Here is a 21,886-nt window from a genome sequence, read left to right on the forward strand (position 1 = left end):
TTAGCACTAATTAACAGTGAGAAAAAAATTTTATGAAATTAATTGGTATTTATTTTTTCTGAAGATCAATTAATTTTTCACTAATCATTTTATAGATAATGGCATGAACAGCAAATTTTTCAGTTAATCTAATTATATTTCCATCAAATGAATCTACTTGAGAAAGAGAGTTTAAATCAAAGTTTGAGAGGGTTTGATTAAAAAGACTCGCAAAGTAATCGTAAGAATCGGCAATAGAACTACTTTTGATGGATTGTTTGATGCCACTACGAATTATTTCTAGTGGATAAATTGACTTAAAAAGACTAATAACAACTAATTCGGCAACATTAGTAATAGTATATTTTTTTTTATTAGGGCGCTCCATTAGGCCCTTTTTTACATAACTATTAATCATGGAAGCAGTAATTTTTGTTTCAATAAAATCTTCTAAGTAGCGATTTCCAAGATTAACAAGCTGATCCATATATAAATCGAAATCAGGAAATTCATTCCATTGGGGTAGTTTTTTATTACTAAAAGCAGTTAGCCATTTTTCAAAATCATCATGCATTTAGAGGACCTCTCTCTATTGAATTTACAATACAAGTATAGCATACAAGTTAAAGTGATTCTAAAAATAAATTTGTATATTTCGTTATCTAGACTTATAATCTATGTTATATTAACTTCATAACTATATAACAGAAGGAGTGTTAATTAATGGATAACAAGGAACGTTTGTTGAATGAAATTTGGAGTAGTATCACTCATGGAATCGGGATTGTCTTAAGCATAGTTGCCTTTACTTTATTATTAATAAAAGGCACTAGAGAGTATGATGTGCTAGCTTTTCTTTCATTCTTTATATATGGCCTTTCTTTAATTACTTTATATACATCATCAACACTTTTTCATTCATTATACTTTACAAAAGCAAAAAAAGTTTTTCAAGCAATGGATCATTGCAGCATTTTTATACTCATTGCCGGTACTTATACACCTTATTGCTTACTAGCGATTAAGGGAGTACAAGGAACTTGGATGCTAAGTATAATTTGGAGTTTGTCAATTCTGGGCATTTTATTTCATTTATTTATTCATAATAGCAAATTACAATGGATTGAAACAGTTACTTATGTAGCGATGGGATGGTTATGTTTGGCAGGAGGAAAACAATTATTTTCATCACTTGGAGAAGTAGGATTTATTCTTTTAGTTGTGGGGGGGATAATGTTTACGTTAGGGGCATTAGTTTATAGTCTTAGGGGTGTTAGATATGTGCATGTCTATTGGCATATTTTTGTCATGTTAGGTTCGATTTCAATGTTTTTCTCAATTTACCTTTTTTTGTAATTTCAAACATTAACAAATTAGTTGAAATCTAGAATTTGTATTATAATTTAATATTATTAAGAAACTTATAATTCAAAGTGAGGATTGATGTAAAATCGCATTTAATTACTATGTAGTTGCAAATGGAAGAAAAGAAGGTATTTATCAAACTTGGAGTGAGTGTCAAAAGCAAGTACAGCATTATCCTAAAGCTCGTTTTAAGGGATTCGATAATTTGGAAGAGGCAAAACGTTGGTTAAACGAGACAACTGCGGGTGTTTATTCAAAAGTTGGAAATAGAAAGCTGAGCAATCAGAAAACCAAAAGTCAGATTAAAGCAGAGATTTACTTATGGACTGATGGGGGTTCACGTAATAATGGAAATAAAAAGGGCCAACATGTAAAAGAAAATGATAAGGCCGCATGGGCATTTTTATTTGTTCAAAATGAAGAAAAAACTTCACAATCCGCGGGAGAATATGGTGCTACTAATAATAGAATGGAAATTATGGCTTTATTTGAAGCGTTAAAGGAACTTGAAAAAGAAAAGCTTAATATGAAATCAATATTAGCAATATTGGATTCAAAATATGTCCTTGATGCAATTGAAAAAGATTGGCTAGGTAGTTGGATGAGAAGAGGTTGGAAGACCGCAACGGGTTCAGAAGTAGCAAATAAGGAATTGTGGCAAGCAGTATTTGAGCAACTTAAGAAATTTCCACACATAAAATTCAGTTGGACAAAAGGCCATTTGGATAATTCAGGTAATCTATTTGTTGATGAACTTTTAAATAAGACTATGGATAAAATGTAATAAGGGAGAGATTTATTTGAAAACATTAGTGATTGTTGCACATCCAGAAATTAAAGAATCTAGTACACAGCTTTTCTTGAAAGAAATAGCGATAAAGCACGAGGGAATCACATGGCTAGAATTAAATAATGCATCAATAAATAATGTTGAAAAAAATCGAAGCTTACTAAAAGAAAATCAACGAATTATTTTTCAATTTCCTTTATTATGGTATAGTGCACCAGGAATTTTATTTGAATGGTTAAGATTAAATATAAAGCAAACTGATGATACATGGTTAGCTGAAAAAGAACTTGGAATTGTCGTCAATATAGGTCAAGCAGCAAAAAATTATCGCATAGGTGCGAGTGAACAAAATTCACTATCTAGTCTGTTAAGTCCTTTAGGTTCACTTGCAAATAAGCTTAAAATGAAACTAATGCCATATTTTTTGATCGAAAAATTTGAATATTTGGATGAACAAAAAAAGAAAAGATTAATGATTGATTATTTACAATATTTGGATTTAGATCAACCTATTAGTTTTGAAGAAAGGCAATTGTGGGTAATTAGTCGCTTAAAGAAATTAGTAGAAGTATCTAAAAATGACAAGCTACAATTGATTTTAAATAATGTAGTAGAGCAAAAAGAAAAATTGGACGAATTAAAAAATGAAATTAAGTTGATTAGGGAGGCTGAAAACAATCAATATTAGTGAGTGGTTAGCTAATCAAGCAAATGAATTAGCAAATGGTGAAAAAAGTTATGAGAAGAGGGCTTTTTTTGAATATTTATCTAGTATTTGTGAAGAGCAAGGAAGAAGAATTGAACAAGCTGAAAGTGAACTTGATGGACGTTTGTGGAGTCCGCAAAAATGGTAACAAGAATGGTGAAAAATTGGAATTACAGTAACTGTCTTTGAGACTTCTTATATAGTTAATATTAAATGTCCAAAATTTTGTATTATTGATTTTTATATTATTTTCTAAAATATATAATTAAACATGGGGTGATTAGAATTAAACATAAGTTAGTGTTGTATGTTGGAATGGCTATGCTAGTATTCATTGTAGCGGGTATGGGTGGTTATAGCTACTATCGAGCCACGCATTTCAATGAGAATGTAAGAATAAATGGTGTTGTAGTAGGTGGATTAAATGCTAGGGCTACTTTGACAAAGTTGAAGGCTAAAAAAGTCGATAATAACGTGTATGTTGCTGGAAAAGTTTTTTTGAAAGGCAAGGAAACTAGCTCAGGTTTTACACAAAAGGATTTAAAAAATATTCAAAGTTTAATGAAAAAACAATGGACTTTTTTTCCAAAAAAGAAGATTTACACTTATCAAATAACACCGTCGAAAGTTAGCGATTATAGAGAAAAAGTTATTGAGCCTAAATTAAAGAGAATGTTAGAAGTCAAGAATGTTAGCTTGGTTCCAGCAGTGGATACACATGCTGTGTTAAAATATGGCGAAATTAGTTATACTGCTCCCCAAAAAGGAAAACAATATAACATTTCTAAGATGATTTCGCAGTACCTTAAACAAAAAAACAAATCAGAAACAAGAATTAAAAGGGTCATAGTTAAACCATTAACGAGCTTAAGTAGTACAGTGCAAAAACAAAGAGCGAAGTTAGAAGAATTATCAAAAAGAATAGTTGTTTATAAAGTTCAACAAACGGATTATAGGTTAACAGGTACCCAAGTAATCAGCCAAGCAACATATCTGAATGGAAATTACCAAATTGCGCAAGCTGGAATATTAAGCGTGGTAAATGCTATTAATAGCAAGCAAGCTACGCTTCAAAAGGGAATAACTTTTAAAACACATGCAGGAAATACGGTTAGTGTTCCTGGTGGTACTTATGGATGGGCATTAAAGGGAAGTGATTCATATGAAACGATAAGTTCTGCATTTATTGAGGGAAAAAAAGAAATTAATGCAGCTTCTGATATTTATGGTGTGGGATACTTAACATATGGTACAGGATATAATGATATAGCAAATGATGGGATTGGAACAACATATGCTGAAGTATCAATAGAAGATCAAAGAGCTTGGTTTTATATAGATGGAAAAGAAGTTTATACAACAAATATAGTAACTGGAAAACATAGTACCAATGAAGATACTCCAAAAGGTGTTTGGTATGTTATGTATAAACAAAGTCCAGCCACTTTACAAGGTAGTGAAGTAGGCAATGCTAACTATTCGGTAAAGGTAAATTATTGGGCACAGTTTACAAGTAGCGGTTGTGGATTTCATGATGCAAGTTGGAGAACAGATTGGTCAAGTACGGCATATTTAACGAATGGTTCTGGTGGTTGTGCAAATACACCGAGTCAAAATATGAAAAGTGTATATGACAGCCTTTCTCAAAAGGAAGCAGTAGTCGTTTACTAATATGCTTTAGTTATTGCTTAATGTATGATAAAATTTAACTACGGGGATGTTTTGGATTCGACAGGTATAGGTCGAGCTTAGACTGCGTTTCGTAGTTGCGTGACGTAAAGACGCTCAGTTAAATATAACTGCAAAAAATAATAACAATTCTTACGCTTTAGCTGCCTAAGCGCGCTTTAGTGTAGATCTGCCCAATATCGTCCATGTATTGGTAGCAGGTCTTAAATTAAGTGGACTTACGCTGAAGACTCCCATCTGAAGTTGACAGAAGAGATTAATCAGATTAGTCATTAATGTTAGCCAAGTCGTATGGCGCGATTAATGATGAAATTTAAATGATACGACTATGAACGTAGATGTTTAAGTGGCGATATGCTTGGACGCGGGTTCGATCCCCGCCATCTCCATTTTTTTAGAGTCGTTGAATTGTTAAAGAAATTCGACGACTTTTTTGTTATAGAAAACATAGCTTGCTTTTTTCTTTTCAAAATGTTCAAACAAATGCAACATTTTTAGTTTAGGATAACGTGATAGGTAGTCAAAATTTCAATTTTTGGGGAATATGATAAGAAGAAAATAAAAAAGGATGAGTGGATGATTTGAGAATATTAATGATTGAAGACAATAAATCTGTTTCTGAAATGATGTCAATGTTTTTTAAAAAGGAAAGTTGGCATGTTGAATATGCATATGATGGGCTGGAGGCTCTCTCAAAATTTAAAGAAAGCCCCAATAATTGGGACATGATAACACTTGATTTAAATTTACCTGGAATGGATGGAATCCAAGTGAATAATGAAATTCGTGCAATTTCAACAACAGTACCAATTATAATTTTAACTGCTCGTGATTCTGAAAGTGATCAAGTTTTGGGACTTGAAATGGGAGCAGATGATTATGTTGTCAAACCATTTAGCCCAATTACGTTGATTGCTAGGATAAAAGCCCTTCATCGAAGAGCAGTCTTGGTTAATAATAGTAGCTCCGTTGAACAAGAAAGTGATGATTTTTTTGATGTTGTAACAGATCATTTTAAATTAAGTACGAGTACAAGAGAAGCATATCTTTATGGCAATATGATTAAGGATCTTACGCCGAAAGAATTTGATCTTTTAAAAACATTGTCACAAAAACCCAGACAAGTTTTTTCAAGAGACCAATTGTTACAACTAGTATGGCATTATGAGTTTTATGGAGATGAAAGAACCGTTGATGCACATATAAAAAAATTAAGACAAAAAATTGAAAAGGTTGGGCCACAAGTAATACAGACAGTTTGGGGGGTAGGATATAAATTTGATGACCTTGAGGTGAGAGATTAATGAAATTAATTTATCAGCAAATGCTTGCTTTTTTTATACTAATAATGACTCTTTTGCTGATTTTAGGTTTTTCTTTTTTTCATGTTACAAGAGAAATGATTTACGAAAATACGTGGGAGCAATTAGAGGGATATGCGTATAGTCTTAAGACGCAGTCTATGATGATTCAAAATGAAAATGGGAAGCAAGTTTTTACACTAGATGTTGATAAGTTAAGAACTAGTGAAGTGTTGTTAAGTAACCAGCAAGTTCATTTTACGATTTATACGAGTCGAACTAATGTATTGTATCCAGAACAAGGATATCAATCTGTTATCTCTGCCAAGGATTGGACAAAGTTGAAAAATGGAGAAATCTTAAGAAGAAAAAGTGATCTAGGTTGGAGAGGTGGAGATCGACAGAATGTACAAAACCAACAAAGAATGACAGATATTCTTGCGCCTTGTTTTGATAGTTCAGGTAAATTGGTGGCGGTTATTTCTGTTGGAGCGAAAGTGTCAAGCATACAAGAATCATTCACAAAAATCCAAAAGAATCTCCTGTATGTGTTATTGCTTTCCGCTTTTTTGGGTATAATAATTAGTTACTTTTTAGCTCATTATGTGACTAAAAGAATTAGTAAGCTAAGGAAAGCTACCAGAGCAGTTGCTAATGGTAACTTTGATGTTAAAGTTATTGATAATAAACGAGATGAATTGGATGACTTAGCAAATGATTTTAACAAAATGACGGTTTCCCTAAAGAAATCAAATGAAGAAATAAAAGTACAAGAACAAAGAAGAAGACAGTTTATGGCGGATGCTGCCCATGAAATGAGAACTCCGTTAACAACTATTAATGGACTTTTAGAAGGATTAGCGTATGACGCGATTCCAGAAGAAGATAAGGGGAAAAGTATTGAATTAATGCGTAATGAAACTAAGCGATTAATTAGACTGGTCAATGAAAATTTGGATTATGAAAAAATCAGAAGTGGTCAAATTAGCTTAAGGTTATCTAACTTTAATGGAATGAATGTGCTACGAAATGTGCAAGAACAGTTACGTAAAAAAGCAAGCGAATCTGGGGATAGTATTGAAGTTAATGGACCAGAAAAATTGGATGTTTATGCTGATTATGATAGATTTGTACAAATAGTTTTCAATATTACGCAAAATGCAATTCAATTTACAGAAAATGGAATAATCACAATTTCAGCTGAAAGAGGCCATAGATGTAGTATTTTTAGAGTGTCTGATAATGGTATAGGAATGTCAGATGAGCAATTGAAAAATATTTGGGAAAGATACTATAAAGCAGATCCATCTCGTAAGAATACAAAGTATGGAGAATCGGGACTAGGTTTGGCTATTGTGCAACAATTAATGGAAATGAATAAGGGAAAAGTTGAAGTGATTAGCAAACTTGGTGTCGGAACAACATTTACGTTAATATTTCCTGATGAAAGATGATTAGCGCAATAATTTTACGTTGTTAAATCAAGTTTGAAGTATAAAAATGGAGAGTCTGAGGAAAAAACTCAAACTCTCCATTTTTTTAGTGAGTAAATTATTTAGATGTGGAAGAATCTGAACTTGTATCAATAGAGGATGAATTTTTAGTTGACTCTATCGCACTTGATACATCTTTTGAGTTATTGTCGGTTGTTTTTAGTTCTGGAGCATCTGAAACATAGTCAGAAATAGTTGATTTATTACCATTTTTACTCCATAGGCTTGTAGACTTGTTGCCTAGAAGTTTTTGGATTTTTGAAATTTGGCCAAAGCTATCTTTATAATTATAGTCTTTCGGATTGACAGGTGTAAATCCTTTTGGAACATAAAAACGTAAAAGGTTTTTATTATTAAGCGTATCTGAAAGAGAAAGCTCTGTATTGACTTTTTCAGAATCCTTCTTAATTTTTGCTGCTAAACTTGAAGAAGGATGAGTTATTTGTATGCCAGTACTATTATCATAGATGACACCATTGATTACTGAGTATTTTGGAGTTGTAAAATTCTCATTTCTAAATGCAACAACTTGATCGTGATTACTTGAAAATAAATCTGTTCCAAATTGAATATAACGTTTAGAACTAATTCCTAAGAGGTGTAATAATGTTGGCAATACATCGATTTCACCACCATACTGTTTTTGAATCCCCCCATTTTGAATCCCGGGAATATGAATCATAAAAGGAACACGTTGCATTTGGAGATTGTCGAAATCATTCCAAGTTGAAGATGATTTACCAAGCAATGACGCTAATTTAAGATTACGCGAATTAGAAATGCCATAATGATCACCGTATATTATAATCATTGAGTTATTATAAAGGCCACTATTCTTTAAATAATCAAAAAATTCTTTGACAGCTTGATCAAGATAATGAGCAGTAACAAAATAATTATCAACAGAAGAATCACCAGTATTAGCTGCTTTGAAACTTGTATTTTGCTTATCTAAATCATAGGGAAAATGATTTGAAACAGTAATAAATTTTGCATAAAAAGGCTGTTGAAGCCTTTCTAAGTATTTAACAGAATCATGAAATAAGAGTTTGTCTTTTAAGCCATATTCGGTAAGATTATTTGCGTTCGTATTGAAATAACTAGCATCGAAAAAGTTTTGATAGCCTAAGTTTTTGTAGACGTTATTACGGTTCCAAAACGATCCTTTATTTCCATGAAAGACGGCACTGGAGTACCCAGATCTCTGACTTAAAATCGCTGGTGCACCTTCAAATGTATTGTCTGTTCCGAGTGATGAAAAAAGAGAGCCTTGTGGGAGCCCGTATGTGCTGGTTTCAAGCATATTCTCTGCATCAGAGGTTTTACCTTGGCCAACTTGATTGAAAAAATTGGAGAAGCTATAAGTAGATTTACTGTTATATAAGCTATTTAAGAAAGGAGTAACCTCTTTACCATTTAGTTTATAGTTAATTAGAAATTGTTCAAAACTTTCTAAGTGGATTACAATTACATTACGTCCTTTTGCTATGCCAAACATGCTAGAATTTGCTTTTGCATAATGCTTTTTGGTGAACTGTAGAATGGTATTTAAATCAGAACTAGTTGCTTCACTTCTGACTTGGTTGTTCTTTGCAGTTTTTAAGCCATCATACAAAGTAAATGTGTCTATGCCCAAATATTTAACGAGGTAGTTACGATCAAAAGTCCTAGTTAACAATTGTGGTCTTCCGATTTCACCAAGAGTAATATTGAAGATTAAAAAAAATAGAGCAAAGGACGTAACTGCTGCAGCCTGCTTTGTTGGGATTGGATGTGAATCAAATTTGATAATGCGGGTTGCAAATCCGAGTAAGATGATGACGATGTCTATAATCATAATTAAATCTTGGGGTTTTAATAGTGCAAAAGAGCTAGTGGTTAATCCTTCTGAAACAGAAGAGTATCCAAAAATAACATTAATTGTCATAAAATCTGTAAATTCACGATAATAGATAACATTAAAGAGAAGCAAAGCTGTGTTTGCAATATATACTAAAAAAAGTAAAAGATAGGCCGGAGTAGTTCTTTTTACATATAATGCGGTACTAAAGAGCAAAATAGTTGTGGCTATTGGATTAATTAGGAGAACTGCATACTGGTAAAATCCGCTAACACCTAATCGAAAGTCAATTAAATAAACAGCAATCGTCTTTAGCCAAAAAAGAAAAACTAGTAAGAGAAAAAAGCCAAAACGAGTAGCTAAGCTCTTTTTTATTTTTGATAAGTACACGGCAATAGAACCGTCCTTTCCGAGAAGTTCATTGATAGTTCATTGTAAAACAAAATTTGAAATCAAGTCAATTTAAGATTGCAATTATTATAAAATATTTAGTAACTAATAACATCTTGAGATGATTAACTACTAAAAATTAAAGTAATTAGAGTTTTTTTCGATAAACTCTGTTATTATTAATGATGAATACATTAATATAGGAGATTTTTATTTGAAAACAATTGAAATTACAAAAGATGCAGCAAGAAAATATAAGGATGGCTTTCCTCTTCTGAGTACAAGAGATTTTGTAAAGAAAGTACATGAAGAAGATGGTTCTTTGATTAGGTTAGTAGTTGATAAAAACTTTATCGCATATGCTTATATTGCTAAGCAAAGAAATTCAGATGGATGGATTCTTTCGTTAGATGAGCAACAAAGGATTGATGGAGAATTTTATCGAAAATTATTTACTATGGCGCAGGTTAAACGTACAAGCTTTTATTATGATGATAAGACCAATGTCTTTCGCTTTTTTAATGGGACTGGTGATGGCTTAGGCGGTTTAAATGTTGATTACTTTGATGGCTTTTATGTGTTTACCTTTGAAAATCAAGGACTTTATTATCATCGAGAAACGATTTATGAGGCATTTGCAATTGCAATTAATGATGCAAAGGGAGTATACGAGAAATTACAATTCAATGTGCAAAATGAAGGTCTAAAAAGACGATATGTTCAAGGTGAAAAAGCTCCAGAAACTTTGGAGGTTTCTCAAAATGAAATTAAATTTATAGTTCACCTTAATGATGGGGATTTTGACTTTAATTTGGAGGAACAAGGACTGCTTGAAGCAATCAAAAATAAATACGCGCTTCAGAAAATTGTTTTGAGTTGTTTTAGTAAGAACGGTGCAGTCTCGGTCGCAGCCAAGGTTGGTGGGGCATTTAAGACAGTTAGTGTTGACTTAAGTACAAAAAATGTTGAAAAAACGGTTAATAATTTTGAAGTAAATAATATAGATTCCACAAAACAAGAGATTCGAGCTATGGATATCATGAGCTATCTTGATTATGCAAAAAAACATCATATTTTGTTTGATCTTATAGTTGTAGACCCACCGATTTTTGTGCGTGGAAAAAAAGGTTCATTTTCTTTAAGCAAAGATTATTTTGAATTAATTAAAGCAAGTTTACAGGATATAAAAGATGGTGGGACTCTGATTTTGACTGCTAGTTCAGCTAGTATGTCAATGAAAAAATTTAAACAAATTATTGCAGATGCTTTTGTCGATGCTGATTTTCACTATGAAGTTGTGGATACTTATCGTGCCAATAATGATTTTACGGTAAATAAGGCTTTTACTAAGAATAGTGGATTTAAAGCAGTCGTTTTGGATGTTTCAAAAGGACGAAAATAAGTTTTTAATATACTTGTAATTTGTAGAGGAAAACTGATATAATATTGTGCCGCAAAGAGAAAAAGAGAAATGAGGTTTTATTTTTATGTTAATTGCTCTTATACCTGCCATAGCGTGGGGAAGTATTGGGTTAGTGAGCGGAAAACTAGGTGGAAGTGCAAACCAACAAACTTTGGGAATGACATGGGGAGCCTTACTTTTTAGCATACTAACGACGATTGTTTTTTGGCATCATATTGTTTTGAACACAACTTGGGAAGTATGGATTGTGGGATTTGTTTCAGGGCTTTTTTGGAGCTTAGGTCAAAACCAACAGTTTCACTCGATGAAAGCTATAGGAATTTCGAATACAGTGCCACTTTCAACTGGACTCCAACTTGTTTTTAATGCGTTAGCAGGTGTTGTATTATTCAGAGAATGGACAAGCTCACATCAGATTTCATTGGGGACGTTAGCGTTGTTTATTTTGATTGTAGGTGCAACACTAACCTCACTTAAAGATAATAAAGGTTCTAAGAAAGATAGGTCAGATAATTGGGCAATAGGAATTAGAGCTCTAGCGTTGTCTACTTTAGGATATGTTGGTTACGCAGTTGTCATTAAGTGGACAGGGGTAGATACCAAATCTATGGTCTTACCTCAAGCATTGGGAATGGTTGTTGGAGCTAGTTTCTTTGCATTTGGTAAAGACGCGTTACAAAAAGAAACCTATAAAAATGTAATTACTGGACTTGTATGGGGGACAGGGAACTTCTTTATGTTTTTGGCTATCCCAATGGTTGGACTTGCGATAAGTTATTCATTTTCACAAATGGGAATTATTATTTCAACTTTCGGTAGCATTCTGTTACTAGGAGAAAGAAAAACGAAGAAGGAATTAATTTTTATAACTATTGGTTCAGTGTTGATAATTTGTGGTGGAATTTTGTTATCAAATATTTAAAAACAATATCTGATTGATAAAAAGGCTTCTTCGGAATGAAGAAGTCTTTTTTTAGAAAAAATAGTTATTAAGTATTAAACTAGTAGTGAGTATATAAGTTGGTATAAGTAAATTTTAAGTAAATTTAAGTATATTCGATTGTTTTTCGTAAAAAACACGCACAAACTGTAAATAATATTGTATAATGTGGATGGAATAAATTTAAAATAGAAGGAGATATGCAAGATGGCACACATTTCATTTGATGGAACTAATTTAAAAAAATTTGTACATGAAAACGAATTAGGAGAAATGCAAGCGCTTGTTTCAGCTGTAGATAAAGAGTTAAGAGAAGGAACTGGTGCGGGAAATGATTTTAGAGGATTTTTAAACCTCCCAGCTGATTTTGATAAGGAAGAATTTACAAGAATAAAGGCTGCTGCAAAGAAAATTCAGTCGGACTCTGAAATTTTGATAGTGATTGGAATTGGTGGTTCTTATTTGGGGGCACGTGCTGCAATTGAGTTTATTCATCACAGCTTCTTTAATTTACTTTCTGCTGAAAAAAGAAATGCACCACAAATCTTTTTTGCTGGAAATTCAATCAGTTCATCATATGTTCATGACTTACTTGAACTAGTTGCGGATCATGATTTTTCGGTTAATGTTATTTCTAAATCTGGTACAACAACAGAACCATCAATTGCTTTCCGTGTTTTTAAGGAAAAATTAATTGAAAAATATGGGAAAGAAGCTGCAAAAGAACGGATTTATGCCACAACAGATAGGGCAAAAGGTGCTTTAAAGACTGAGGCGGATGCAGAAGGATATGAAACCTTTGTTATTCCAGATGACGTTGGTGGACGTTTTTCAGTATTAACACCTGTTGGATTGTTACCAATTGCGGCATCGGGTGCTGATGTTGATGCTTTGATGAAGGGCGCAGAAGATGCTCGTGTTGAATATCAAGATGCTGATTTATCAAAAAATGAAGCATACCAATATGCAGCTTTGCGTAACATTTTATATCGCAAAGGATATACAACCGAAATTCTTGAAAATTATGAACCATCCTTGCAATATTTTTCTGAATGGTGGAAACAGCTGATGGGAGAATCTGAAGGAAAGGATGAAAAGGGAATATACCCTTCATCAGCGAATTTCTCGACGGATTTGCATTCCCTAGGTCAATATATCCAAGAAGGACGTCGTAACCTGATGGAAACAGTTATCAAGGTTGCACAACCTAATCATGATATTGAGATTCCTAAAGAAGAAGAAAATTTGGATGGTTTAGGTTATCTTGAAGGAAAGTCAATGGATTTTGTTAATACTAAGGCCTTTCAAGGAGTAGTGTTGGCTCATACTGATGGGAATGTTCCTAATATGATAGTTAATATTCCAGATCGTAGTGCATATACTTTAGGGTACACGATTTATTTCTTTGAAATTGCAGTTGCGATTTCTGGATATTTGAATGGTATTAATCCATTTAATCAACCAGGTGTTGAGGCATATAAAAAGAATATGTTCGCTTTATTGAATCGCCCTGGTTATGAAGATTTAAGTAAAGAATTAAATAATCGCTTGAAGTAAAAAAATAGAATGAATTAAAAAAGCCCTTTTGTGTAGTGTTAAACATTGAAAGTTTGTCTTTAAGATAGGTTACTTTTGATGAATCTTAGCTACTCTCGATATGAGGGCTTTTTGTATGCAAAATTTTTTACTTGTTCTTTTTTCCAATTAAGACAATAATTAATTTTGTAAAGTTTAGAGTCATGGAGGTAAAGAGATGAAAAGAGGAAAGTTTTGGATAAGTTCTATGTTAGGTATAGGAACCGCAAGTGCAATTCTTGCAAGTGAGTATCTTTTTAAGTTTGCCTTTAAGCGAGTTGATTATGTTCCTGAAACATCAGCAGATAAACAAAAATATGCAAAGAGTTATTGGAATTATGTGAATTGGTTTAAAAATATTTCTAAGGAACATTGGACTTTTTCGATTGACGGAGAAGATGAAACAATGTCAGCGTACTTTATTGCTGCTAACACGGATTCAAAAAAAGTTGTTATAATTTCCCATGGATATAAGGGAAATGGAGAAACAATGGCAAACTATGCGAAAATGTTTTATGACATGGGATATAATATTTTATTACCAGATGATCGTGGACATGGCGAAAGTGCGGGTAAGTATATTAGTTTTGGTTGGCTAGATAGGCTAGATTATTTAAAATGGATTGATAAAATTATTGACCGTATTGGAAATGATGCAAAGATAGTTTTATTTGGGGTAAGCATGGGGGCAGCGACAGTAGAGATGTTGAGTGGTGAGAGACTACCATCACAAATAAAATGTTTAATCGCTGATTGTGGATATTCAAGTATTTATGAAGAATTAACATACTTGTTAAAGCGTCAATTTCATTTGCCTCGCTACCCCTTTTATCCGTTGGTAAGTACGATTAACCGCAGACGGTTAGGATATTACTTAGATGATGTTTCCTCGGTTGAACAATTAAAAAAGAACAAGTTACCAATTTTTTTCATACATGGTGAAAAAGATGATTACGTTCCGAGTTATATGGCCTTAGAAAATTATAGAGCAACTACTGCACCAAAGGAATTATGGATTGTTGAAGGTGCAAGTCATGCAGAAAGTTATTGGATAAACCCAGAAAAATATAAAGAGCATATTGAAAATTACTTAGCTAAATACTATGTGTAATGAGGTGAACATAGATGAAAAAGGATGGCCATACTCATACAGAATTGTGTCCACATGGTTCTGGTGACTCAACAGAAAAAATGATTGAAAGAGCTATTGAATTAGGTTTTACTGATTATTGTATTACTGAACATGCACCGTTACCTAGGTCTTTTACTAGAAGTTTTAAGGGTAGAGCTGAAGGTTTGCAAACAGCAGCACTCAGTTGGTCACAATTAGATGAATATTTTGTATTATGTGAGAAGCTGAAAGAAAAATATAGTGGAGTTATTAATATCAAAATTGGATTTGAAGTGGATTATCTTCCTGGATTTGAGAATGAAATTAGGCATTTTTTAGATGAGTATGGTCCTAAAATTGAAGAAAGCATTTTATCTGTTCATTTTATGAAAGGTGCTAAAGATGGATTTTGGTGTGTCGATTACGATACAGATGAATTTGCTGATGGCTTTTCAGAATATTTGCAAGATCCGCAAAATTTATATTATCGTTATTTTAAATTAATTTACCAGGCAGTAGCAACTGATTTTGGGAAGTTTGCACCTCAGAGAATTGGACATATGAACTTGATTAAAAAGTATCAAGACTTTTTTGATTTACCAAATACGTTTAATGACGAGAATCTTGATTTAATTTCTACGATTTTAAATAATTTGAAAATAAAAAAAGGTGAGCTTGATTTTAATACTGCAGGGCTTTATAAACCATATTGTAATGAAGTATATCCGGGAAGTCAGATTATACGGCTGGCTTTAAAAAAAGAAGTCCCCTTTGTTTTTGGTTCAGATGCACATGCGATAAATGAAGTTGGTCGAGGCTACCACATGTTGGATTTTATCGAAAAGCTTGACAGAAATTGATTTCCAGTGTATGCTACTTTAAAATTAATCAAACTAATAAAATTTTAATAAAAAAAGATTGTGATTAGAAGAGTAGGCAATTACCTATCGTTAAGAGAGTTTCCGGTGCTGGAAAGGGAATCGAAGTAATTGTTGAAACACACCTATGAATCAATGAATTGAAAGTCTGTTGTTAGATTAGTAAGTTTACTCGGATAAGCTCGTTAACGCTGCTGAATTATTAATTCAGCATGAGGTTGATACTGTGAAGTATTAACGAATTGAGGTGGAACCGCGATAATCGTCCTCTTAGCCAATTACATTAGGCTAAGAGGACTTTTTTTATTTTAAGTAAGAAGGGAGTTATGAAAAATGTATAAAGTCAATCTACCACTGGGAACAAGAGATAGCTTTGGGGAGCGGGAAAAGAAGAAATATTATATTAAAGCTGAAATTGAAAAGAAATTACTTGTAAACAATTTTATGAAAGTGAGTACACCGTTATTAGAACACAAGGAGGTTTTTTCAGAGTTTGACCTCAAACAAATGGGGACTTATCAATTACTTGATAGTAATGATGAAAGTTTGATATTGAGACCAGATCTTACATTACCGTTAGCAAGATTTCTGGCAACAAATAATGTCAAGCTACCACAAAAATTTTATTATGTGGGGGAGCGGTTCAAAATTTCAAAAGCCTTGTCTGGTAAATATAATCAAATGACACAAGCTGGAATTGAAATTGTAGGATATCCTTCAATCAGAGCTGAGTTAGAGTGTATGTTAATGATAAATCAAATTAGTACCGAATTTTTGGAAGGAAAAGCACAAATAGAATTAGGACATGCACAATTTGCTGATGCAATCCTTGATGAATTGACTCAAGACAGTAAATTAAAAGAAAAAATAAAAAATGAATTATTTAGAAAAAATATGCCTAAATATCTAGCATATATTGATGCTTTTAAAGACCAAAAAGTTTATGAATTTTTAAAAAAATGGCCTAGATTATTTGGAAACATATCATGGGTATTACGAAAAATTTCAGAATTTGAATTACCAATTAAAGCTCAACAAATTATCAATCAGTTAACCCAGATTACTTCTTGGTTAGAACAATTGCCCAATCAAAAAGTATTGCTTGATTTGAGTGTCGCACCTCCTCAAAGTTATTACACAGGAATTACTTTTAAAGGTTTTATTGAGAGCATTTCTGATTATGTTTTTAGCGGAGGTAGGTACAATCAGTTACTTGAAAATTTTCAAGAGCAAGCTGAACCAGCAGTTGGAATGGGCATAGATCTAGAAATACTGGCTGATTTTTCAGATATAAATATTGAACAAGATAAGAAAAATTTACTATATTATTATCCGCATCAATTGGGAATGGTCAATCAAATTTTAAAGAAACATGATCTTGAACTATCAATGGAAAATAAATTAGAGGATGCACTTTTAGTCGCAAAAAGAAAAAATGTTGAATTGTATGTAATTGATAAAGGAGGCCAACTACAAAATGTCATTGAAGATAGCTTTGACTAAGGGAAGAATTGAGGAACCGGTTATTGCTTTGCTATCTGCAGCGGGTGTGGACTGTGAGCCATTAAAAAATAAAAAGAGAAAACTAATTGTTAATACATCTGATGAAAAATATGAGTTTATTTTGGCAAAAGGCCCTGATGTAACAACCTATCTTAATTCAGGAGTTGTGGACATTGGGATCGTTGGAAGTGATATTTTGACTGAGCATCGCAATAATCAGTATGAATTACTTGATTTAGAAATTGGTAAATGTCAATTTGTTTTAGCATCAACTGAAGACTTTGACATTAATAAAGAAGGTCGCCGGGTTATCGGGACTAAATATCCATTAATCACTCAAAAATATTTTGAATCTCTTGGACAAGATGTGGAGGTCATCAAGATTGAAGGCTCGGTCGAACTTGCGCCATTAATTGGACTTGCTGATGCGATTGTTGATATTACAGAAACAGGTACAACTTTAAGAGAAAATAATCTTTATATTTATGATTATTTAGACAAAGTTTCAACTAGATTTGTTGTTAATCGAATGTCCTTAAAACAAAATGCACGAGAAATTTATTCTTTAGTGGATAGATTAGAACAGGTAATTAAGGCTAATAACTAAGCGGGAGTGAAAAAAATGAAAATATATCGAGATTCTTTAGCAGAAATGAAAAAAGTAGTTGCAAATTTAACAGAACAAACAACTGATTTAGAAGTTGAAAGAAGAGTTGCTGAAATTATCGATGCTGTAAAAGTACGTAAAGATGAGGCTCTTAAAGAATATGAGAAGAAGTTTGATAATTTAGATATTGAAAATTTTGAAATTTCTAGCGCGGAAATAAATGAAGCATTTAGAAACTTAGATCCTAAAATCAAGGAAGCTCTTTTTTTAGCAAAAAAAAATATTGTTAGTTATCATGAATTTGAAAAAGAACAAGGCTTTATAGATACAAAGACGCCAGGAATAATCAGAGGACAAAAGGTAACACCTCTTGAAAAGGTTGGAATCTATGTTCCAGGCGGAACAGCAGCATATCCGTCCACAATTTTAATGACCGCGTTACCAGCAAAAATAGCTGGTGTTGATCAAGTGATTATGGTGACACCTCCACAAAAAGGCGGAGTGAATCAAGCTGTATTAGCTGCCGCAAAAATAGCCGGTGTGGACGCAATCTATCAAGTGGGTGGTGCACAAGCAATTGCAGCTCTAGCGTATGGGACAGAAAGTATCCCTGCTGTAAATAAAATTGTTGGACCAGGTAATATCTATGTTGCAACTGCCAAAAAACAGGTATTTGGAAAAGTTGCAATTGATATGGTTGCTGGCCCATCTGAAATTGGAATTCTGGCAGATAAAAATGCCAATGCAAAAGAGTTAGCTGCCGATTTATTGTCACAGGCAGAACATGATGTACGTGCGCGTGCAATACTTATCACAGATGATGAACAGATTGCACAAAAAGTCAGTGATGAAGTAACAAAGCAATTAGAAGATTTGCCCCGCAAAAGTATAGCAACTCAGTCTATTAATGAACGTGGATTCATTGCAATAATGAAATCAATTCCAGAAATGTTTGAATTAATGAATGTTGTTGCTCCAGAACATTTAGAAGTGCAATTAGAAGATGCAATGAAATATTTAAGTCTGATTAGAAATGCTGGTTCAGTTTTTCTTGGAAGGTATGCAAGCGAACCACTTGGTGATTATGTTGCTGGACCAAATCATGTGCTACCAACAGGAGGAACGGCAAAGTTTTCATCTCCACTTGGTGTCTATGATTTTATTAAGAAAACTTCTTTTATTAATTTTTCAAAGGAAGCACTTAATAATGATATGAATGCAATTACAAGTTTAGCACGAGAAGAAGGGCTTGAGGCGCATGCTCGAGCAATTGAAGTACGATTTAATAATTAAGGAGGAGAAAAAATGAGAGATGCTCAAATTACAAGAAACACGGCAGAAACAAAAATAACAGTAAAACTAAACCTTGACGAACAATCAGGTATCAAAATAGCTACAGGGGTTGGCTTTTTTGATCATATGTTGACACTTTTTGCTAAACATGGACGCTTTGGCTTGGAGATAGTTTCAAATGGCGACTTAAATGTTGACCCACATCATACTGTCGAAGATACGGGAATTGTGTTGGGACAATGTTTTAAAGAAGCATTAGGTACGAAAGAAAAAATTGAACGTTATGGAACGTCTTTTGTTCCAATGGATGAAACCCTTGGGCGAGTTTGTGTGGACTTAAGTGGTCGCTCGTACTTGGTTTTTAAGGCTGAACTTGAAAATCCAAGGTTGGGCGATTTTGAGACTGAAATAGTAGAAGATTTTTTCCAAGCAGTTGCTTTTAGTACTGAAATGAATTTACATGCTGAAATTTTATACGGCAGAAATACTCATCATAAAATTGAAAGTTTGTTTAAAGCATTTGGAAGAGCAATGAGAGAAGCAGTTACAATTAATCCAGAAATTGTAGGAGTCAATTCAACCAAAGGGGTGATTTAGATGCTAGCAGTGATTGATTATGATGCAGGAAATACTTTTAACGTTATTAAAGCATTTGATTACCTTGGAGTAAAAATTAAGTTGACAGATAATCCTACTGAAATTTTAGAAAGTTCAGGATTGATCTTACCTGGTGTGGGTGCATTTGGCCCTGCAATGGCGACTTTAGAAAAAAAACAATTAGTTGATGTAATTAAAGAAGCTGTATTGGTAAAAAAAATTCCATTACTAGGAATTTGTCTGGGTATGCAATTACTTTTTGAGAAGTCTAGTGAATATGGCGAACATAATGGGTTAGGACTTATACCTGGGAATATTATAGCTATTCCTGAAAAAGGTGGTTTGAAAGTTCCCCAAATGGGATGGAATAAAAACCGATTGAAAATACAAGGAACTAAATTTGATTTTATTGAGGGACAATATTCATATTTTGTGCATTCATTCTATGCAAGTTGCGACAAAAAATATCTAATTTCAGCTGTTGATTATGGGGTTGAAGTTCCGGCAATGGTACAAAATGGAAGTGTTTTTGGAACACAGTTTCATCCAGAAAAAAGTGGAAAAATAGGATTGGATATCTTAGAAACATTTGCTAAAAAGGTGGTTAGACAATGATATATCCTGCAATTGATTTGAAATCCGGGAAAAGTGTGCGGCTTTATAAAGGTGATTTTACGAAAGAAACGCTAATTGAAGAAACACCTGCATTGCAGGCAAAAAAGTATCAAGAAGCAGGAATTGGTTATTTACATTTAGTTGATTTAGATGGAGCAGTGAAAGGAATTCCACAAAATAAAGAAACGATTACTGAAATTAGAAAAGTTTTTACCGGGCAAATTGAAATTGGCGGTGGAATAAGAAATATAAAACGTGTAGCAGATTATTTAGATTTGGGAATAAATCGAGTAATTATTGGCTCAGCTGCTTTGTTTGATCCTGAATTTGTAATTGATGCAATAAAAAAATTTGGTGCAGAAAAGATTGTGATAGGCGTAGATGGGACAGACGGGAAGGTTGCAGTCAATGGTTGGCTTGATACCTCAGATACAAAAATGACTTCTTTAATTGAAAGAATGAAAAATGCTGGCGCAAGAAATTTCATTGTAACTGATGTTCAACGTGATGGAACGATGGAAGGCCCTAATATCGAATTATTGAGTAAATTAAAGAGCGAGTTTCCGGATTGCAATATAATTGCATCAGGTGGGATTCGCAATCTTGAAGATGTTTGTACCCTGATTGATGTGGAATTAGTTGATATGGTTGTTGGTAAGGCATTATTTGAAGGACAATTAACATTGGAACAGATTGCGCAGGTGAATAAAGATGCTGGCTAAACGAATTATACCTTGTTTGGATGTTGATAATGGGCGAGTAAAAAAAGGCGTTAATTTTTTAGATTTAGTTGATGTTGGTGAGCCGGCAGCAATTGCTGCAGAATATGAAAAACAAGGAGCAGATGAACTCGTTTTCCTTGATATTACTGCAACAAATCAGGCGAGGTCAACGATGATAGATGTTGTTGAAAAAGTCTCAAGAAAAGTTTTTATGCCGCTGACTGTTGGAGGAGGTATAAAATCTGTTGCAGAAATGCAGAATTTATTACGTGCAGGAGCAGATAAAATATCATTAAATTCTGCGGCTATTGCAAGCCCCTCTTTGATCACTGAAGGAGCAAAGAAGTTTGGTAATCAGTGTATTGTGGTGGCAATTGATGTTAAACGCAATCATGAAAAAAAGTTCTTTGAAGTTTATACTCATGGTGGAAAAATAAGCACGGGAATAGATGCAATTACTTGGGCTAAGAAGGTTGTTGAACTTGGTGCGGGTGAACTATTGGTTACAAGTATGGATCAAGATGGGACGAAGTCTGGCTTCGATATTGAATTATATCAGAAAATAGCGCCAGAAATAGATGTTCCAGTCATTGCTTCAGGTGGTGCAGGTAAAATGGAAGATTTTGTTGATGTTTTTAGAAAATGCAATGTTGATGGTGCATTAGCTGCATCAGTTTTTCATTATGGAGAGATTACAATACCAAATTTAAAAGAGGAATTAAAGAAGTTCGAGGTGAATGTACGATGAGTGAACCGAATTTTACTAAGGGATTAATTACAAGTGTAGTTGTTGATAATCAAACAAAAGATGTTTTAATGGTAGCTTGGATGAATGAAGAAAGTTATAAAAAAACACTTGCAACAGGTGAAACATGGTTCTGGTCAAGATCTCGGAAGAAACTGTGGCATAAAGGTGAAACTAGCGGAAATGTGCAAACAGTGAAAAGAATATTTTTAGATTGTGACCAAGATACACTTCTGCTTTCTGTGATACCCGCTGGTCCAGCATGTCACACTGGTATGAGAACATGTTTTTTTGATGAGATTGATTTTGGAGGGAATAAGTAAA

22 protein-coding genes, 1 other RNA gene and 1 other annotated feature are annotated in these 21,886 nt (G+C 33.2%); of the genes, 21 read left to right on the plus strand and 2 right to left on the minus strand.

Annotation, left to right across the window (positions count from 1 at the left end):
• Window positions 1-49: 49 nt before the first annotated feature.
• Entirely contained in the window at window positions 50-553 is a 504-nt protein-coding gene (locus tag FC80_RS03500; RefSeq protein ID WP_057828763.1) for a DUF1836 domain-containing protein, read from the minus strand.
• A gap of 149 nt (window positions 554-702) precedes the next feature.
• Between FC80_RS03500 and trhA the strand changes: the two genes are divergently transcribed.
• The 8 genes from trhA to FC80_RS03530 all read left to right on the plus strand — a co-directional run bounded on the left by trhA (window position 703) and on the right by FC80_RS03530 (window position 7,284).
• A complete protein-coding gene (trhA, locus tag FC80_RS03505) occupies window positions 703-1,335 on the plus strand; it encodes a PAQR family membrane homeostasis protein TrhA (RefSeq protein ID WP_057828764.1) in 633 nt (210 codons plus the stop codon).
• Window positions 1,336-1,429: 94 nt separating this feature from the next.
• Complete coding sequence (locus FC80_RS03510) at window positions 1,430-2,128, plus strand: ribonuclease H family protein (protein WP_057828765.1); 699 nt, start codon at window positions 1,430-1,432, stop codon at window positions 2,126-2,128.
• 16 nt (window positions 2,129-2,144) lie between these two features.
• On the plus strand, window positions 2,145-2,822 hold the full coding sequence (locus FC80_RS03515) for an NAD(P)H-dependent oxidoreductase (protein ID WP_057828766.1): 678 nt from the start codon (window positions 2,145-2,147) through the stop codon (window positions 2,820-2,822).
• Window positions 2,823-2,890: 68 nt separating this feature from the next.
• The gene (locus tag FC80_RS09705) at window positions 2,891-3,019 is read left to right on the plus strand and encodes a hypothetical protein (protein WP_268872126.1); all 129 of its coding nucleotides are present in this window, start codon (window positions 2,891-2,893) and stop codon (window positions 3,017-3,019) included.
• A gap of 142 nt (window positions 3,020-3,161) precedes the next feature.
• Window positions 3,162-4,511 (plus strand): L,D-transpeptidase, encoded by a 1,350-nt coding sequence (locus FC80_RS03520; protein ID WP_235807232.1) that lies wholly within the window; start codon window positions 3,162-3,164, stop codon window positions 4,509-4,511.
• Between the two features lie 42 nt (window positions 4,512-4,553).
• Window positions 4,554-4,921: a transfer-messenger RNA gene (gene ssrA, locus FC80_RS09365) on the plus strand.
• A gap of 189 nt (window positions 4,922-5,110) precedes the next feature.
• A complete protein-coding gene (locus FC80_RS03525) occupies window positions 5,111-5,833 on the plus strand; it encodes a response regulator transcription factor (protein WP_057828819.1) in 723 nt (240 codons plus the stop codon).
• Window positions 5,833-7,284, plus strand: a complete 1,452-nt coding sequence (locus FC80_RS03530; protein ID WP_057828768.1) for a sensor histidine kinase — start codon at window positions 5,833-5,835, stop codon at window positions 7,282-7,284. Before FC80_RS03525 ends, FC80_RS03530 begins: the two co-directional genes overlap by 1 nt.
• 97 nt (window positions 7,285-7,381) lie before the next feature.
• Here the strand turns inward: FC80_RS03530 and FC80_RS03535 are convergent, their stop codons facing one another.
• Window positions 7,382-9,553 (minus strand): LTA synthase family protein, encoded by a 2,172-nt coding sequence (locus tag FC80_RS03535; RefSeq protein WP_057828769.1) that lies wholly within the window; start codon window positions 9,551-9,553, stop codon window positions 7,382-7,384.
• A gap of 214 nt (window positions 9,554-9,767) precedes the next feature.
• Between FC80_RS03535 and FC80_RS03540 the strand changes: the two genes are divergently transcribed.
• The 13 genes from FC80_RS03540 (at window position 9,768) to hisI (ending at window position 21,885) form a co-directional block, all read left to right on the plus strand.
• Entirely contained in the window at window positions 9,768-10,955 is a 1,188-nt protein-coding gene (locus tag FC80_RS03540) for a class I SAM-dependent methyltransferase (RefSeq protein WP_057828770.1), read from the plus strand.
• Window positions 10,956-11,034: 79 nt separating this feature from the next.
• Window positions 11,035-11,898, plus strand: a complete 864-nt coding sequence (locus FC80_RS03545; protein ID WP_187327430.1) for a GRP family sugar transporter — start codon at window positions 11,035-11,037, stop codon at window positions 11,896-11,898.
• A 225-nt stretch (window positions 11,899-12,123) separates the two neighbouring features.
• Window positions 12,124-13,473, plus strand: a complete 1,350-nt coding sequence (locus tag FC80_RS03550; RefSeq protein ID WP_057828772.1) for a glucose-6-phosphate isomerase — start codon at window positions 12,124-12,126, stop codon at window positions 13,471-13,473.
• Window positions 13,474-13,669: 196 nt separating this feature from the next.
• Window positions 13,670-14,602 carry an alpha/beta hydrolase gene (locus FC80_RS03555; RefSeq protein ID WP_057828773.1) on the plus strand — a complete coding sequence of 311 codons (933 nt, stop codon included), beginning with the start codon at window positions 13,670-13,672 and terminating at the stop codon, window positions 14,600-14,602.
• Window positions 14,603-14,616: 14 nt separating this feature from the next.
• Window positions 14,617-15,462, plus strand: coding sequence for a histidinol-phosphatase HisJ (gene hisJ / locus FC80_RS03560; RefSeq protein ID WP_057828774.1), 846 nt, complete (start codon window positions 14,617-14,619; stop codon window positions 15,460-15,462).
• Window positions 15,463-15,513: 51 nt separating this feature from the next.
• Window positions 15,514-15,753: a binding site (T-box leader), on the plus strand.
• A gap of 60 nt (window positions 15,754-15,813) precedes the next feature.
• Entirely contained in the window at window positions 15,814-16,983 is a 1,170-nt protein-coding gene (locus tag FC80_RS03565) for an ATP phosphoribosyltransferase regulatory subunit (RefSeq protein ID WP_057828775.1), read from the plus strand.
• Complete coding sequence (gene hisG, locus FC80_RS03570; protein ID WP_057828776.1) at window positions 16,958-17,590, plus strand: ATP phosphoribosyltransferase; 633 nt, start codon at window positions 16,958-16,960, stop codon at window positions 17,588-17,590. The genes FC80_RS03565 and hisG overlap by 26 nt, the downstream gene beginning before the upstream one ends.
• 15 nt (window positions 17,591-17,605) lie before the next feature.
• Window positions 17,606-18,883: a histidinol dehydrogenase gene (hisD, locus tag FC80_RS03575; protein ID WP_057828777.1), complete on the plus strand. Its 1,278-nt coding sequence runs from the start codon at window positions 17,606-17,608 to the stop codon at window positions 18,881-18,883.
• A gap of 12 nt (window positions 18,884-18,895) precedes the next feature.
• Window positions 18,896-19,480 (plus strand): imidazoleglycerol-phosphate dehydratase HisB, encoded by a 585-nt coding sequence (gene hisB, locus FC80_RS03580; protein WP_057828778.1) that lies wholly within the window; start codon window positions 18,896-18,898, stop codon window positions 19,478-19,480.
• Window positions 19,481-20,095 (plus strand): imidazole glycerol phosphate synthase subunit HisH, encoded by a 615-nt coding sequence (gene hisH / locus FC80_RS03585; protein WP_057828779.1) that lies wholly within the window; start codon window positions 19,481-19,483, stop codon window positions 20,093-20,095.
• A complete protein-coding gene (gene hisA, locus FC80_RS03590) occupies window positions 20,092-20,817 on the plus strand; it encodes a 1-(5-phosphoribosyl)-5-[(5-phosphoribosylamino)methylideneamino]imidazole-4-carboxamide isomerase (protein WP_057828780.1) in 726 nt (241 codons plus the stop codon). The genes hisH and hisA overlap by 4 nt, the downstream gene beginning before the upstream one ends.
• A complete protein-coding gene (hisF, locus tag FC80_RS03595; RefSeq protein ID WP_057828781.1) occupies window positions 20,807-21,565 on the plus strand; it encodes an imidazole glycerol phosphate synthase subunit HisF in 759 nt (252 codons plus the stop codon). Before hisA ends, hisF begins: the two co-directional genes overlap by 11 nt.
• Complete coding sequence (hisI, locus tag FC80_RS03600) at window positions 21,562-21,885, plus strand: phosphoribosyl-AMP cyclohydrolase (protein WP_057828782.1); 324 nt, start codon at window positions 21,562-21,564, stop codon at window positions 21,883-21,885. Before hisF ends, hisI begins: the two co-directional genes overlap by 4 nt.
• Window position 21,886 lies beyond the last annotated feature (1 nt).

This window comes from Liquorilactobacillus cacaonum DSM 21116 (genome assembly GCF_001436735.1).
Classification (GTDB): Bacteria; Bacillota; Bacilli; order Lactobacillales; family Lactobacillaceae; genus Liquorilactobacillus; species Liquorilactobacillus cacaonum.